General features: G+C 65.6%; 13 protein-coding genes. 5 read left to right on the forward strand and 8 right to left on the reverse strand.

The window, feature by feature from the left end:
- Positions 1-74 precede the first annotated feature (74 nt).
- Complete coding sequence (locus ACYX4S_RS07210; protein ID WP_476362400.1) at positions 75-1,718, reverse strand: BCCT family transporter; 1,644 nt, start codon at positions 1,716-1,718, stop codon at positions 75-77.
- Positions 1,719-1,767: 49 nt separating this feature from the next.
- Positions 1,768-2,187 (reverse strand): universal stress protein, encoded by a 420-nt coding sequence (locus ACYX4S_RS07215; RefSeq protein WP_476362401.1) that lies wholly within the window; start codon positions 2,185-2,187, stop codon positions 1,768-1,770.
- A 640-nt stretch (positions 2,188-2,827) separates the two neighbouring features.
- Between ACYX4S_RS07215 and gph the strand changes: the two genes are divergently transcribed.
- The 5 genes from gph to ACYX4S_RS07240 all read left to right on the forward strand — a co-directional run bounded on the left by gph (position 2,828) and on the right by ACYX4S_RS07240 (position 8,742).
- Positions 2,828-3,532: a phosphoglycolate phosphatase gene (gph, locus tag ACYX4S_RS07220; RefSeq protein ID WP_476362402.1), complete on the forward strand. Its 705-nt coding sequence runs from the start codon at positions 2,828-2,830 to the stop codon at positions 3,530-3,532.
- A gap of 202 nt (positions 3,533-3,734) precedes the next feature.
- Complete coding sequence (locus ACYX4S_RS07225) at positions 3,735-4,478, forward strand: cupin domain-containing protein (RefSeq protein ID WP_476362403.1); 744 nt, start codon at positions 3,735-3,737, stop codon at positions 4,476-4,478.
- Between the two features lie 170 nt (positions 4,479-4,648).
- Positions 4,649-6,010 carry a lysine N(6)-hydroxylase/L-ornithine N(5)-oxygenase family protein gene (locus ACYX4S_RS07230; RefSeq protein ID WP_476362404.1) on the forward strand — a complete coding sequence of 454 codons (1,362 nt, stop codon included), beginning with the start codon at positions 4,649-4,651 and terminating at the stop codon, positions 6,008-6,010.
- Between the two features lie 8 nt (positions 6,011-6,018).
- Positions 6,019-7,938: an IucA/IucC family protein gene (locus ACYX4S_RS07235; protein ID WP_476362405.1), complete on the forward strand. Its 1,920-nt coding sequence runs from the start codon at positions 6,019-6,021 to the stop codon at positions 7,936-7,938.
- 30 nt (positions 7,939-7,968) lie between these two features.
- Positions 7,969-8,742, forward strand: coding sequence for a 2OG-Fe(II) oxygenase (locus ACYX4S_RS07240; RefSeq protein ID WP_293721371.1), 774 nt, complete (start codon positions 7,969-7,971; stop codon positions 8,740-8,742).
- A gap of 222 nt (positions 8,743-8,964) precedes the next feature.
- On the opposite strand, the gene ACYX4S_RS07245 is transcribed toward ACYX4S_RS07240, so the two are convergent.
- The 6 genes from ACYX4S_RS07245 to ACYX4S_RS07270 form a co-directional block, all read right to left on the reverse strand.
- Positions 8,965-10,536 carry an MFS transporter gene (locus tag ACYX4S_RS07245; RefSeq protein ID WP_476362406.1) on the reverse strand — a complete coding sequence of 524 codons (1,572 nt, stop codon included), beginning with the start codon at positions 10,534-10,536 and terminating at the stop codon, positions 8,965-8,967.
- 223 nt (positions 10,537-10,759) lie between these two features.
- Entirely contained in the window at positions 10,760-11,875 is a 1,116-nt protein-coding gene (locus ACYX4S_RS07250) for an enoyl-CoA hydratase/isomerase family protein (RefSeq protein ID WP_476362407.1), read from the reverse strand.
- 4 nt (positions 11,876-11,879) lie between these two features.
- A complete protein-coding gene (locus tag ACYX4S_RS07255) occupies positions 11,880-12,905 on the reverse strand; it encodes a 3-oxoacyl-ACP synthase III family protein (protein WP_476362408.1) in 1,026 nt (341 codons plus the stop codon).
- Positions 12,906-12,915: 10 nt separating this feature from the next.
- Complete coding sequence (locus tag ACYX4S_RS07260; protein ID WP_476362409.1) at positions 12,916-13,905, reverse strand: hypothetical protein; 990 nt, start codon at positions 13,903-13,905, stop codon at positions 12,916-12,918.
- A 26-nt stretch (positions 13,906-13,931) separates the two neighbouring features.
- A complete protein-coding gene (locus ACYX4S_RS07265; protein WP_476362410.1) occupies positions 13,932-15,656 on the reverse strand; it encodes a cobalamin-dependent protein in 1,725 nt (574 codons plus the stop codon).
- A gap of 64 nt (positions 15,657-15,720) precedes the next feature.
- Positions 15,721-15,999, reverse strand: a complete 279-nt coding sequence (locus ACYX4S_RS07270; RefSeq protein ID WP_293721378.1) for an acyl carrier protein — start codon at positions 15,997-15,999, stop codon at positions 15,721-15,723.
- Positions 16,000-16,049: the final 50 nt, after the last annotated feature.

Here is a 16,049-nt window from a genome sequence, read left to right on the forward strand (position 1 = left end):
CCGGCGCGGAAGGACCCGCGCCGGCCGTTTTCTTCAGTGTCCTGTCCCCGGGCGGATCCGTCCGGGGTCCTGGCTCAGCGGGCTTCCGACTGGAGGCCGCGGAAGATCGCGACGCACATCAGAAGCAGCACCAGCGTGAAGGGCAGGCCGGTCGAGATCACCATCGCCTGAAGCGAGGTGAGACCGCCGCCGATCAGCAGCACGATGGCGACGAGGCCCTCGAAGGTGCACCAGAACACGCGCTGCGGGACCGGTGCGTCGACCTTGCCGCCGGCGGTGATGGTGTCGATCACCAGCGAACCGGAGTCCGACGAGGTGACGAAGAACACGATCACCAGGATGATGCCGAGCGTCGAGGTGATCGAGGCGAGCGGCAGGCCCTCGAGCATCGCGAAGAGCGACAGTTCCGGATGGTAGCTGTCGATCACGTTGGCCTTCACCGCGCTCGCGGTGTCGGTCAGGACCTGGTCGATCGCCACGCCGCCGAAGACGGCCATCCACAGCACGCACACCAGCGACGGGATGATCAGCACGCAGGTGATGAACTCGCGCACCGTGCGGCCACGGCTGACGCGGGCGATGAACATGCCCACGAACGGCGACCAGGAGATCCACCATGCCCAGTAGAAGGCGGTCCAGCCCTGGCGGTAGCTGTCATCCGTGCGCCCGATCGGGTTCGACAGGGAGACCAGATCGACCGCATAGGCCTGCAGGCCCTCAAGGAAGTCCTTGAGAATCAACAGCGTCGGGCCGACTGCCAGCACGAAGAGCAGAAGCAGGGCGGCAAGAGCCATGTTGATTTCGGACAGGACCTTCACACCGCCATCGAGGCCGCGCAGCACCGAGATGAGCGCGATCGAGGTGATGATGACGATCAGGATCACCTGCACCGTGACCGTGTTCGGGATGCCGTAGATGTGTTCGAGACCGGCATTCGCCTGCTGGGCGCCGAGGCCGAGCGAGGTGGCGAGGCCGAAGAGCGTGGCGAACACGGCGATGGTGTCGATCACGTGGCCGGTCCAGCCCCAGACGCGCTCGCCGAAGATCGGATAGAACGCGGAGCGGATCGAGAGCGGCAGGCCCTTGTTGAACGAGAACAGGGCCAGGGCAAGGGCCACGACCGCGTAGATCGCCCAGGGATGCAGACCCCAGTGGTAGATCGTCGCGGCAAGGCCCATGGCCTTGGCGGCCTCGACGTTTTCTGGGATCACGGCGCCGTCCGGCCCGAAGGGCGAGGGGGTGCCGAGCGGCTGCGAGATGGCCATGTGGTAGACCGGCTCCAGCACGCCGAAGAACATCAGGCCGATGCCCATGCCGGCGGCGAAAAGCATCGCGAACCAGCCGGAGTAGCTGTAGTCGGGCGTGGCGTCCTTGCCGCCGAGGCGCACGCTGCCCCAGGGGCTGACGATCAGGAACAGGCAGAACAGCACGAAGATGTTCGCCGCCGACATGAAGAACCAGTCGAAGGTGTTGGTCAGTGTCGGCCGCAGCCAGCCGAACAGGTCGCTGGCTTGCTGCGGAACCAGCAGGGCGTAGAGCACGAAGGCCACGATCGCCAGGCCGGAGACCAGGAACACCGGGTTGTGAATGTCAAAGCCGAACGGGCCCACCTGACCTTCCAGGTTGTCCTGGCCGATTTCATACTCGGTGTCGATGATCTCGGTCGGCCCCTCGGGCGCGGGAATGCCGGAGCTGGATTCGTTTGACTCGTCTGTCATGAGGGGTTGTTTTCCTTCATTTTATTGCGTTTCCGGGACCGTGTTCCCGTCAGGCGCCGCGAACGACGAAGACGGAGGCATCGGACCGGGCGGCAACGCGCCCGCCGTTGGACGGCCAGAAGCGATCAGCGATGTTGGGAATGTGCGAGGCCATCACCACGAGGTCGGCTTCGCTTTCCTTGACCGCCTTCACGATCGCCTCGTCGAGGTCGATGGAGGGGTCATGCGAAAAGACCGGACGAGACTCGGCCTTGACGCCGTGAAGCTCGGCCTGGTCCCTGGCGAAGGCGGCAAGCTTCTCGCCGTATTCCTTCGGCGAGTGGGCGATGGACCCGGGCGTCTCGGCCGAGACGCCCGCGTAGCACACCGGAATGTCGTAATGCCGGGCGAGATCGGCAGCCGTCTTCAGCGCCTTGGCGAGGCGTTCGGCGTGAGCGAGATCGACCGGAACGAGAATGCGACTGTACATGTCAGGCAAGGCCCCCGTTTGCCAGTTTGTTATCTGGTGGCGAACGCCACCCGTCGGGTGCGGCGGCGCATGGCCGCCAGTTCTTTCAGAAGTCAGATCCCGGTCGCGCCAGAGGCGCGATCCGCGGGTTTCGCGGGCCGGATGCGACAGGAAACCCCGAACGCTCCGGACGTTGGGACGCCGACGGCCCTGGGGACGCCGACGCATCCGCCGGGACGCATGTTGTTCCCGGCCTGCCCTGAGGCGAAACGCCGAAAAGGCCCTGAAGGGCCTGTTCCGCTTCTTGCCCCGGATCGAAGGCGGATCGGGGATCCGCGTCAGGCGCGTCGCGAGCCGTTCAAATTCCGGCTGGAGCGGCACCCGGTCCGGGGGCGTCGAGGCATGCGAAACGGTTGCGCATCTGGCTTGAGGGCAGCCCCGCACGCGTCGACAATGTCCGGAACTTTACACATTTCCGCCGTAATCGCAATCGACTGGCCGGCATCGTGCTGCTTGCGAAGCCAGATCTTGCATGATCTACGGAAGATGCGGAGCACGAGCGCGTGCGAAACAAAAAGGTTCCATGTCGGCTCGACAAATTTCGGATTGGCTGATGACCCTACGTCCCCGAAGCGGTTCAGATATGATTACGCGATGCGAATTGACCCCTGTCCGGGCGGTGCTTCTCGATCTCGACGGAACGCTGGTCGACAGTCTTCCGGACATTGCTGGGGCTGTGAACATTCTGCTTGAGGAGGACGGTCGGGAGACGTTGTCGCTCGACGAGGTCCGCGCCATGGTCGGACACGGAATCGCCACCTTGGTAAAGCGTGCGCTCGCCGCGCGAGGCGGTGTGCCGGAGTCTGGGGAACTGGCGCTGCTTGTCTCGCGCATGATGGAGATCTACGGCGCCAACCTCACGAGCGGCACCCGCCTGTTGCCGGGCGCGCGCGAACTGCTTTCCCGCCTCGCGGCAAGCGGCGTCGCGCTGGCGCTCGTCACCAACAAGCCGGAAGCCATGTCGCGGCGGATCCTCGCCCATTTCGGTCTTGAGACCCTCGTTCCGGTGGTGGTCGGCGGCGACACCTGCAAAACGCGCAAGCCCGACCCCGAGATGCTGCATGATGCGATGACGCTGCTGAAGGCGGAGCCGGGAGAGACCGTCATGGTGGGCGACAGCGCGGCCGACATCGACGCGGCCCATGCGGCCGGCGTGCGCAGTATCGTCCTGTCCGGCGGTTACGGGCACGGGCGCGCCGAGGATCTGGGCGCCGATATTCTCGTGACGGGGCTGGAAGAGGCGGGGGAGGCGATCGCCGTCTGGCAGGGCGCGGAGACGGAGCACGCAAGCCTGTCCCCCTCGTGAAAACTCTCAGGGAGACGGACACAACCCTTTTTGATCGCGGGACAAAAGCGGGGCGCGGTGTGATAGCCCGTACCGGGTTTCACAAGTCGAAATTCATATAACTAATTGATTTTGCTGGATTTGCTGCGCTTCTTCCATATCGTTTGAGGCAGGAAATCCGGCCGGCGCGCACGGTACGTCGGCGTCTTGAGGGAGACCGACCATGATCGTTCGCACACTCAAGTCCGCCTCGACGGCGGCGCTCTTTCGCACCACCGCCTCGCGTGAGGTGGTCTCGCGGGGAGACCAGATGGGCCACGCCGTTTTCGATACGCAGTTTGCCGAAGGGGCGACCGATACGCTCAGCCGTGACGTCTTCGGCGAGTTTCCCGCCCAGGCCCATTACTGCCTTTCGGGCACCGGGGTGGCGACCATCGGCGGCCGCACGGTCCAGATCGCTCCCGACGTTCTGGTGGTCGCGCGCGCGTCCGTCCCCTTCAGCATCCGCGCGAACGAGGATCTCAGGCTGTGCAGCGTTCTCGGCGGTTCCGGCGCGGAGGAGGAGCTTCCCGGCGAGCCGCTGGTGCGGCGCGTGGCCGATACGCTCGGCACCCCGCGTGACGTGTTCTGGGGGAACGGCCAGAGCCGGCGGTTGCTGGTGAAGTCGGACGGCTTCGGCTTCGCGCTGTGCCAGACACTCGGCAACCAGGACACGGATTCCCCGCTCCAGTACCGCAATCATTTCGAGAGCTGCTACTACGTGCAGGGGAGCGGCAAGTACGTCTGGGAAAGCGGCAGCCATCCGATCGACACCAATGGCGCCGGGGCCACGGCCTTCATCATGAACCGCAACGATGCACACCGCATGGTTGTGGATGATCCGTCGATCTGCATCAGCGTGTTCTCGCCCGCGATCGAGGGGCACGAGTCCCACGACTTCAGCGCCGGGTCCTCCTCCTCCTATTGAGGAGGGGGCCGCGAGTGTCATTCGCCGGTCATTCGAAAACCCTTCGACTGGCTCCACCAATAAGTATTTCAGTCATGTAGAGCCGACCCCTAAGCTTCCTGTCCAGGGAGTTCAGGGGCGCGGCCCGCCCGGTGCGGGCGGGCATGCGCGAAACGGAAGGGACGGACGCAATGGCGGCAGAGCCTCACGACGTTATCGGCATCGGGGTCGGGCCGTTCAACCTTGGGTTTGCGTGCCTGTCCAGGCCGGTGGCGGACCTCGACTGCATCTTCCTGGAGCGAAAAGGGCAGTTCGACTGGCACGGCGGGACGCTGCTCGAGACGGCGACGCTGCAGACGCCGTTCCTGTGCGATCTCGTCACGCTGGCGGATCCCACGAGCCCGTTCTCGTTTCTCAACTACCTGAAACAGACCGGGCGGATCTACGCTTTCTACGCGACCCTGCTCGACACCGACGACTTCTTCGTGCTGCGCAACGAGTTCAACGCCTATTATCGCTGGGCGGTGGCGCAACTCGATACGATCGTCTTCAACCGGGAGGTCGAGAACGTCACCCACGACGCCGACACGGGCCTCTACAAGGTCAGTGTGCGCAACACGAAGATGGGGCTGACGAAGGACCTCTTCGCCCGCCGCCTCGTGCTGGGCTCGGGCATGATCCCCGCCATCCCCGAGCCGTGCGAGGCGCACCGCGACCGGCTCATCCACACGGCCGACTACATGAGCCGCCGCGACGAGATCCGGCAGAAGAAGTCCATCACGGTGATCGGCAGCGGCCAGAGCGCGGCCGAGGTCTACCACGACCTTCTGGGCGACATCGACAAGCACGGCTACCGGCTGGACTGGTACACGCGCTCGCCGCGCCTGGTGCCGCGCGAGCTGACCAAGCTGACGCTTCAGGTCACGACGCCGGACTATGGCGATTATTTCTTCTCGCTGCCGCGCGACAAGCGCGAGGCGCTGGTGCGCTCCATGCAGGCGATCTTCAAGGGCATCAACCCGACGCTCATCAACGATATCTTCGATCTGCGCTATCGCAAGCTCATGGGGGGCGACATCGACACGACGCTGATGTCGAACGTCGGGGTCGAGGCGGTCGAGCCGCTCGGCGAGGACGGTCCGTTCCGTCTCACGCTTCGCCAGCTCGAGGAGGAGCGCAGTTTCACCACCGAGAGCGAGGCCGTGATCCTGGGCACGGGCTACCGGTTCCGGCCGCCCGATTTCCTGGACGGGGTGCGCGAGCGCATCAACTGGGCCGGTGACGGGCGCTTCAGGGTCGCGCGCAATTGCTCGATCGATCGCGAGGGCAGCGAGATCTTCGTTCTCAACTCGGAGATCCATGCCGATGCCTATCTTCCGGCGGATCTGGGGCAGGGCGCCTTCCGCAGTTCGGTGATCCTTCGCGAAATCGCGGGCCGTGAGGTCTATCCGGTCGAGAAGAGCATCGCCTTCCAGCGGTTCGCGGCTCCCGCCGCATCCGCGATGCCTGCCGGCGAGGCCCCTGGAACGGCCGTTGCGGCGGGAAGCGACTGAGGCGCGGCATGGCGGCGATGGATGCCTTTTCAGGAGGTGGCGACAGGCTCTGGGCGCGGTCCGGCCCCGAGGCGCGGGCGGTCGCCCATCTCGAGCCCGCGCTCTGGGCGGTCGCCAACCTCAGGCTGACGGTCAAGGCGATCGCGGAGTTCGCGCACGAACTGCTGCTGCTGCCGCATCTGGAACGCGAGGAGGCGGGGTGGGGGCACTACCGGCTCGATGCGCCGGACGGGCGCGGCCGCTACAGGTTCCGGGCGCGCAGGCTCCGGCTCGAAAGCTGGCTGATCGACCCGGCCTCGCTCAAGCGCACGCGCGACGAGGACGAACTGCCGCCCGACGCCTTGTCCTTCATCGCGGAGTTCCAGCGCCCGCTGGGCATCCGCGATGCCATGCTGCCGATCTATCTCGACGAGATCGCCAGCATTCTCTACTCCGATTGCTACAAGCGCGCGGTCAAGCGCCATACGGTGACGGAGCTTGCGGGCGCCGACTTCCAGACCATCGAGACGACGATGAGCGAGGGGCATCCGTCCTTCGTCGCCAACAGCGGACGGCTCGGTTTCAGCACGGCGGACTATCCGGCATATGCGCCGGAGGCGGCGGGTCCACTGCCCATCGTCTGGCTCGCGGTCGACCGGGACCGCACCGCATTCACCACCGTCGCGGGGCTCGATCACGAGCGGCTGATGGCGGAGGAACTCGGCGCCACGGCCATTGCGGCCTTCAGCGAGCGGATCACCGGGCGCGGGCTCGACCCCGCGCGGTTCCTGTTCATGCCGGTTCACCCCTGGCAGTGGTTCAACCGGCTCTCGATGAGCTTCGCGCCCGAGATCGCGGCGGGGCGCATCGTGTTCCTCGGCCACTCGCCGGACCTCTACCAGCCGCAGCAGTCGATCCGTACCTTCTTCAATGCGACTTCGCCCTCCAAGCGCTACGTCAAGATGGCCCTGTCGATCCTCAACATGGGCTTTCTGCTCCAGAGGGGCCTGTCGCGGGAGGACATGGAAACCACGCCGCCGTTCAACGACTGGCTGAGCGGTTTGCTCGCGCGCGACGCGGTGCTTCAGGAAACGGGCTTCATGCTGATCCGCGAGGTGGCGACGGCGAGCTATTCCAACGCCTATCACGACGAGGCGCTCGCCGAGGACGCGCCGCAGCGCGACGTGCTGGCGGCGGTATGGCGGGAAAACCCGGTCAATCTCATCAAGCCGGGCGAACGGCTGATGACCATGGCGGCGCTGCTGCATGTGGACACCGACGGCAAGCCTCTGGTGAGCGAGCTGATCGCGCGTTCGGGCCTGTCGGCGGAGGCCTGGATACGCCGCTACCTGCATGCCTATCTGACGCCGCTCCTGCACTGCTACTACGCCTACGACCTGATCTTCATGCCGCACGGCGAGAACGTGATCCTGGTGATGGAGGGGATGACGCCGGCGCGTATCGTGATGAAGGACCTGGCGGAGGAAATGCGCATCCTGGAGGGGGCCGACACGCTGCCGCCGGCGATCCGGCGCAACTGCGCCGAACTCGAGGACGACGTGCGGATGGACGGCATCTTCACCGACGTTTTCGACTGCTTTTTCCGCCATCTGGCGCAGCTTCTGGAGCGCGCCGGAACCCTGTCCGACGAACGCTTCTGGCGGCTGGTGGCGGATTGCGTCGCGGCCTATCAGGCCTCCCGCCCGGAGCTTGGCGAGAAGTTCGCCCGGCATGATGCGTTCCGGTCGGAGTTTCCGCGCAACTGCCTGAACCGTCTGCAGTTGCGCGACAACCAGCAGCTCATCGATCCGGACGATCCCGACAAGGGATTCGAGTATGCCGGCCGGCTCGCCAATCCGATCGCGGAGTTCGCGCCGCGCAGGCGTTCCGGCGGCGTGCTCGGCCTGCTTGCCGGCTACTTCGGCGTCGGCGGTGCGCCCGAGGGGTGATGAGCCTGCCCAAACCAAGGGAGGAAAGCCATGCTCAAGCCGATCGAAATCGCCAGGGAGCTTACCGAGGACAGCCTGAGAGGGCTGATCAACCGCTCCATCGACGTGATCCACGTGCCGGGGTTCTATCCCAGGGACCTGTCGGCGGAGTTCTCCGACAAGGTTGCCGGTCACGGGGAGCTCGAGGCCTACAAGGTGCAGAACGCGCTCAAGCGGCTCGGCATGGGCTATGTGGACGTGGGCGGTGACGAAGAGAACGCCGAGCGCTACCACAGCGTGGCCCAGCAATCGATCTGGGCCATTCGCGACCTCGTCTACCCGCGCATGACGCCGCTGGACCAGTTCCGCCTCCTTCTGGAGGAAGTGTGGACGCCGGGTGCCTCCATCCAGGTCATCGAGGGCAAGAAGAGCTTCGTCGGCACGTGCCGGGTGATCGAGCCTGGCGCCAACATGCTTCCCCACAACGACCGGCTGGCGCGGATGCTCAAGGACGGCAATTCCGGCCTGACGGGACAGCTCGCGGTCAACATCTATCTCGACATGCCGCCGTCGGGCGGTGACCTGGAGCTGTGGCTCTCCGAGCCGGATGCGGAGCAGGACAAGCGCCAGAAGACCACGGACGGGCTCGATCGCTCCGAACTGGGGGAGCCGCGTCTCGTGGTCAGCCCGGGCAACGGCGATCTGGTGCTGTTCAACTCGCTGCTGATCCATTGCGTGTCGCCGGGTGTCGGCGGGCGTCGGGTCACCATGTCGTGCTTTGTCGGCTACAGCGGCGACGACCAGCCGCTGACCTACTGGAGCTGAGCGGACGCGAACCGGGGTCCCGCGACACGGACGCAGGTGAAACCGGGAACGGGCGAAACAGATAACGGGCGGGACCACAGGGCTCCGCCCGTTTTTCGTTTCCGGTGTCTCCCGCTGTCTCCCTGGCGGTATGCGGGGCAGCGCTTCACCCGGCTTTGGACAAGAAAAAGGCCGCGCGGTTCCGGCAGGAACCGCGCGGCCGGACGGCCGTCCGCAGGGGACTTATTCGCCTGCGGGGGAGGCGGCCGCCTCGGGGCCCGCGTGCAGGTCGCGGCGGCGGATCATCAGCGCCGAAAGCGCGATGGCCGCCACCGACAGCAGCGCGACGATCCACAGAAGGACCGAGAAGGCGGACGAGAAGCTTGTGCGGCCGAAGGTCTCGACGACCGACTGGATCTCCGCCGGGGCGCTGGTCACGGCGCCGGCGAAATCGCCGCGCGCGATGAGGTTGGCCGTTTCGCGCACGCCTTCGCCCAGAGCGGTGGCCAGATCGGCCGAGCCGGAAAGCTGCATCGTGATCGAGGACAGCAGGATCGCGCCGAAGACCGAGATCGACAGCGTGAAGGAGCCGTGGCGGAACGTGATGTTCACGCCCGAGGCGATGCCTGCCTTTTCGGCCGGCACGACGGCGGTGGCCACGTTCGACATCTCGCCGTTGATCAGGCCGGTGCCGATGCCAAGCAGCAGGAAGGCGATGACCCACAGCGTGACTTCCGCCGGCGGTGCGATGGCAAGCCACAGGAAGCCGACCGCGATCAGCGCGCATCCGAAGGCGATCAGGTTGCGCACGCCCCAGCGTTCCGGCGACGCGAGCTTGGCTCCCATCGGTGCGAACAGCAGAAGCGGGATCGTCATCGGCATCAGCATCAGGCCGGCGGCCGAGGCCGACATGCCATGCACCACCTGGAAGTAGATCGGCAGGTACACGAGCATGACCCAGAAGGTGATGCTGTTGAGCACGCACACGAGCTGGATGCCGGTGAAGGTCGGGATCCGGAACAGGCGCAGGTCGAAGGCCGGGCGCTTCAGCGCGAGCTCCAGGATCGTGAAGAGCACGAAAAGCACGGCCGAGGCCACGAAGGCTCCGACGACGGCCCCGTTCGACCAGCCGAGTTCACCGCCCTCGATCACGCCATAGGACAGGCAGGCGAGGGCTCCGGTGAACAGGAGGATGCCCGTCCAGTCCAGGGACCCGGCGTTGGGATCGGAGGACTCTTCCACGCGCCAGTAGCACAGCGCGATCAGCGTCGCGACGATGGGAACGTTGAGCAGGAAGATCCAGCGCCAACTCAGGAGGTCGACGAGGATGCCGCCGACGATGGGGCCGAAGGCGGCGCCACAGCCGATGGACACGCCCCAGATGGCGAAGGCCTGGGCCCGGTCGGAGCCCTGGAAGGCGTTGGAGATCAGGGCCACGCCGAGGATGAGCATGGCGGAGGCGGAGAGCCCTTGTGCCACACGCCCCAGAATGAGCGCCGTCGGTGTTTCCGCCATGCCCACCATGAGCGACGTGAGGCCGAAGAGCGCAAGGCCGATCACCATCACGCGGCGCCGGCCGAACCAGTCGGCGAGTGCTCCGACGGCAATGAGAACGGAGGTGTAGGCGATGTTGTAGGCGTTGATGATCCACTGCAGTTCGGCGAAGCTCGCCTTGAGTTCGCGCTCGATCGAGGGCAGCGCGATGGCCACCACCGTCACATCGAGGATCACCAGAAAGGATCCAAGCGCCGCGACGGCCAGTGTCGGCCAGTTCGCCATGAGCGAGGATCCTGAAGTCGTTTGAGCTGAGGTCATGGTCCTGTCCCGCGTGGCAGGCCCGATGACGGAGGATTCCGTGCGGGCCATGGGATCCGGCGGCCTGTGCCGCGCGGCTTGTCGAAGGTGCAACCCAGAGTATTTTTGACTGAATTTCGCCCTCCTTGCGGGAAGGCTAGGACTTTGCGGAAAGTCTTTGAAATACTGTTTCTCCGCTTCGCTAGGAGCGTTTGCGTATCAGGGAGAAACGGGCCCCTTTGCTTCAGTAGCCCGAGGCACCCAGCGGTGCGGAAATCCGGGTCAGGACCGTTTCGATTTCGGTCGCGGGAACGCAGTTGCGGTGATCGTGCGTCCATGACGGGCGGCGGTCGCGATCGATCAGGTTGGCGCGGATTCCTTCGTGAAAGTCCGGGTGCTCCAGGAGGGCGGCGACAGCGCCGGTCTCGCGTTCGAACGCCTTGGCAAGCCCCGGCGTGCGGCGCGCGGCGGCGACCAGGGCGAGCGTGAGCTCCTGGGCGAATGGCGATCCGCGCAGGAGCGCCTTGATGGCCCGCTCGCGCATGGTGCGTGCGGCGTCTCCGCCGTCGTCGGCTCCCGGGTCCATGGTCTCGAGCGCCTGGAGAATCCGGGGCAGCGTGGTTTCGCCGAAAGCGTCGAGGATCCTTGCCGGCGGACTGTCGGTCGTGGCCTTGGGTTCGCTTCTGGCGTAACGGGCGAGAAGGTCGGGGTCGCCGCTCGCCTCGAGATCCGCGACCAGTTCCTCGCGCCGTCCCTCGACCAGAATGGCGCGCACGAGGCCGAGGCGCAGGGCGTCCTCCGCGCCGAAACGGGTCCCCGTCAGCGCCAGGTATCGCGCAAGGTCCGGCTCCATGCGTGACAGAAGATGTGTTGCGCCCGAGTCCGGCACCCAGCCGACGGCGCATTCCGGAAAGGCGAAGGTGGCGGACTGGCTCGCGACCGGATGGGAGGCGTGACAGGCAATGCCGAGGCCGCCGCCCATGGCCACGCCCTCCACGAGAACGACGACCGGCTTGGGATAACGCGCGATCATGAGATCGAGCGCGTATTCGTCCGCGCAGTGGGCGAGGGCTGCACCCGGGGTCTGGGAGGTCGCGAGGTCGTGGACCTCGCCGATATCGCCCCCGGCGCAAAAGGCGCGCGGACCCGTGGCGTCGATCAGGACGAGACGGACCGCCGGCGTGGTCTCCCAGGCCTTCAGCGCCTCGCTCATCGCCGCGACCATTGCGCCCGTCAGCGTGTTGAGGGCGCGGGGCCGGTCGAGCGTCATGCGTCCGCACGCGCCCGCACGGCGGATGAGGACGCCCGCAAGGGGGTGGGCGTCCTTGCTCCTGCTGGCTGTCGTGACCGGTCCCGCCATCGTGTCAGTGCTGGATCAGCGCCGCCGACCAGGCAAAGCCGGCGCCATTGGAAATGACCATCACCTTGTCGCCCGGCCTGATGTGGCCCTGGTCCACCGCCTCGGCGTAGTTGATGACCATGTCGCTTTCCTGCACGTGACCGCGATGCTTCAGCGCGGCCGTGTAGACCTTCTCGCGGGGCAGGTCGAACTTCTTCAGGAAGTAGGCCTGGTCCCAGGTCGAGAACGTCGGATAGATGTAATAGTCGACGTCCTCCATGGTCAGCTCGCAGCGCTTCAGGAGCTTCTGGATCACCTTGCCGAACATCCGGAAGTTGATCGGGATGACGCCCTCGTTGAACTTGTCCATCTTGGCGTACATGTGCAGGAGTTTTTCCGTCGGCTCCTCGTTGGGCTCGCGGCTTTGCAGGCCGGGCACGTACCACACGTCGTGCAGCCGGCCGATGGAAATGGTCTCGACGCCGAGGATCCTGGCCCGAGGGCTGTTGCGGCGCACGACGAGCGCGCTGCCGCCATCGCTTGCGACCGTGATCGGGTAGTAGGTCTTGTTGAACTCCGGCGTGCGGTCGCCGGCGAACAGCAGTGCCGTCTCGAAGCCGGTGTCCGACAGCATCAGCGACATGACCGACTTGAGCGCCAGGTGATAGCTCGCGCAGCCGCCGGTGTTGACGGCGGTGGCGAAGGCATTGTCGAGGCCCAGCTCGTGCTGGACGAGACCGGCCGCCGACCACGTCGGACCGACGTAGTCCTCGGGGATCGAGGTGAAATCGACGACGAGATCGATCTCGGCGGCCGAGACGCCGGCCTGGTCCATGGCGCGGCGGCAGGCTTCCAGCGCCAGCACCGAGGGCATCTCCTCGGTGACGTGAATGTCGTGGATGCCGATGTCGCGCTGGAAGTCGACGTTCTTCGACAGGGTGCCGAAGGGAACGTCCTCGTCACGGAAAACGTCTGCGACGAGCTTCTTGTCGGGCGGAAGGTAGAAGGCCTCGGACAGGATGCCGACGTGATCTTGCGTGTGATGATCCATGGAAACCTCCTCAGGACAGGGTGATCAGCGTCGCACCGCAGGAAAAGCCGTGACCGTGCGAGGCCAGCAACGCGGATCCCGTCGCATCCTCGCGCGCCATCAGGTCGCGAAGGCCGAAGACGAGATCGCTGGAATGGAGATGGCCGCGCGTCGAGGCGTCCGGCTTGACGAGCCGCCGGCCCGCGCCCAGCCGGTCGTCGAAGGCATCGAGATCGGCGTCGGAAATCGCGGTGGTGATGAAATGATCGATCGTGTCGGGCGCGAGCCCGTGGCGGGAGAGAAGCGTGTCGACCACGCTGGAAAGATCCGCCAGCGGATCGACCTCTCCCTTGCGCGCCGCGTCGAGCACCAGCCGGTAGAGGTCGAGCCGCGTCGGGTGGCGCATGCCGCCGCCGGGGATGTAGAGCAGGTCGTGATAGGCGCCGCGCGAGGCCAGGCCGGTGTCCATGACACGGGCCCGTCCGCCGTCGCGGGCAAGGACGAGGGCGCTCGCCGCGTCGCCCAGGAGCGTGACCGGCGCATCGCCGCCGATGACGCGGTTGCCGGGAAGTGCGCAGTCCGATGCCGCCAGGAGCACGGTGTTCACGTCGTCGTTGGTCGCGATCAGCGCGGAGGCGAAGCGGATCGCGGTGTGAAGGTTTGCCGATCCCCCGCCGCTGAAGCCGAGCGTGAAGGCGTTTTTCGCGCCGAGCTCCGCCTGGAGCTCGTTGCTCATGGACCAGGCCGGTTCGACGTAGCGTTGCGGCATGACGGAAAAGTCGATGACCGCGTCGATGTCGAGCGGCGAGAGGCCGGCTTCCTCGATGGCGTCGCGCGACACCGCGACCGCCATGTCCGTCGGATTGCTGCCGGAAAACGCGTGCACGCCGGTGAAGCCGAGCGCCGCCACCGCGGGGCTTGCGCCATTCACCATCTCGGCGGTGAGGATGTCATCGAGCGACAGGGTGTCGTGCGGCAGGTGTACGGCCGCCGACAGGATCGCCGTGGGTCGGGTCTGCATGGGTGTTTCCTCGAGAAGCTGAAGGGTCAGGCGGCCTGCGACTCGCGCGAGCAGGCGGCGATGATGTCGGCCGGCACCGTGTGGTCGTCGTACCAGCGGCCGGAAAGCGGCTTCTTCACCAGCGCCACGTCGGCGGCGTAGGACAGGATCTCGTCGTTGTGCCGCCCGATCTCGCGCCGGAGGCTGTCGGGCAGGTGCCCGATGGTGTCATAGGCGCGATCGACCTCGCTGGTGAGGTAGCGCAGGTGATCGATGCGCTGGTTGACGATCTTGATCGAGCGCGGCGTGATGCGGCCGAAGTCCGCCTTGTGATTGGCCATGACCTGCATGGCGTCATAGGTGGCGGGCAGGAACTCGTCCCGCTTCATCCAGTCGGTCTCGTAGTTCATCGCATCGCGCCAGCGCGGCGAGGTGAGCGCCTTGCGATGGGTCTCGAGATCGCGGTGGAAGACCGTGTAGCCGTGCTGGTCGGATTCCTCGAACCACTGGCAACCGGGATCGAGGAAGGGCACCATTCCGAAGATCGTCGGGACGATCTTGTCGTCGGGGAATTTCTCCATCAGCCGGGCAGTGTAGTCGACCGTTTCCATGACGGACTTGTAGGTCTGCTTCTGCATGCCGATCGTGTACCAGAGGTAGACCCCCTTGATGCCGACATCCATCGCATCGGCCATCCAGGATTCCATCTCCTCGTTGGTATAGGTGCCACGTCCCGACAGGCGGCTGATCTCCACGTCGTGGGACTGGGGCGAGAGGTTGATGAAGATGTCGAGATCGGGAGCGACCTCGCGCATCTTCTCCAGCACGGACGGCTTGGTCAGGCGGAACTGCTCGAAGGAGACCGACTTGACCACGCCGCTGTCCTGCACGGCCTTGAGGTAGTCGAGAATGCGCGGCGCGGATTCCGAATACGCCTGCAGCGTGTAGACGCTGAGCGGGGATTCCGTTTTCGGAAAGGTCGTGATCTCGCGCGCAAGCTGCTCCGAGCGGCGGTGAAAGACGGTCTTCTTGTCCACGTTCATCATGCGCTGGTAGGCCCAGCGGGATCCCGAGCACCAGCCGCAACTCTGCTGGCAGCCGGTGTTCGGCAGCACCATCAGGTTGGGCATGTTCAGCAGGCTCGAGGTCTTGGGGAACATCTTCGACCAGTCGATCGCGACGTCGTTGAGCACCTCGGGTGTGTAGCTGTGACCGTTGTCGATGACCTCGCCCTTGTTCTTGTAGACGAGGTTCTCGACGTTGAAGCGCCCGCGGACGCCGCGCTTCACCTGTCCCACCAGGTCGGCGAGCGGCTCCAGCGTGTCGTAGCCGCGAATGACGCCGTCGATCTGCGGGTACTGCATCATCTCGCGGGCGTAGTAGGTGGAGATGATGCCGCCGAAGGTGACGAAGCTGTCCGGATGAACCTTCTTGAGAACGCCGGCGACCTCGATGGACCCCTGGCAGTGCGGCAGCCAGTGCAGGTCGATGCCGAAGATCGGCGCGTCGAGATGGGCGAAGAGCTTCTCCACGTCGAGCGTGGGATGCTTCAGCATCAGCGAGGCGACGTTGACGATCTTCACGTCGAGTCCGCGTTCGGCGAGAAAGCTCTTGATCGACAGGAAGCCGAGCGGGTGCATCTCGAAGATCGGGGTGACGTTGCTGCTTTCCTGGCTGGAGTACCAGCCGAGCACGAAGTCATCCCGGTTGCGGAAGTCGTAGATCGCAGGGGCGTGAACCAGGATCAGGTCCGCCTTGATGGTGCTGGTCATGACGCGCTTCCTCCCATTGCGTGGAACCTGGCCCCGGCGCCGGGTGGTGCCGGGGCCGTGCCGATCAGGCCGCGGCGGCGGTGATCTTGGAGTGGCAGAAGTCGGACAGAGAGTTCAGCGTCCGGAAGTTCTCCGAGGTGATTTCCTCCTCGTCGACGGTCAGCGAGAAGTTCGACTCGATGAACTCGGTGACCTCGGCGATGCCGAGGGAGTCGAGAATGCCGCTGTCGAGCAGGTTCTCGTCCGGATCGATCTCGCCCGAAATGGGCACGCCCGAATTCTCCATGAGGTAGTCGCGAAGCGCCGTCTCGATTTCTGCTCTGTCCCTGGGTGTTGCGGTCATGATCTTCCTCCTCCTGTGACATGCTGGGGGACAGGGGCACGCCCGCGCAC

This window comes from Stappia sp. ABD4_338 (assembly GCF_056312175.1).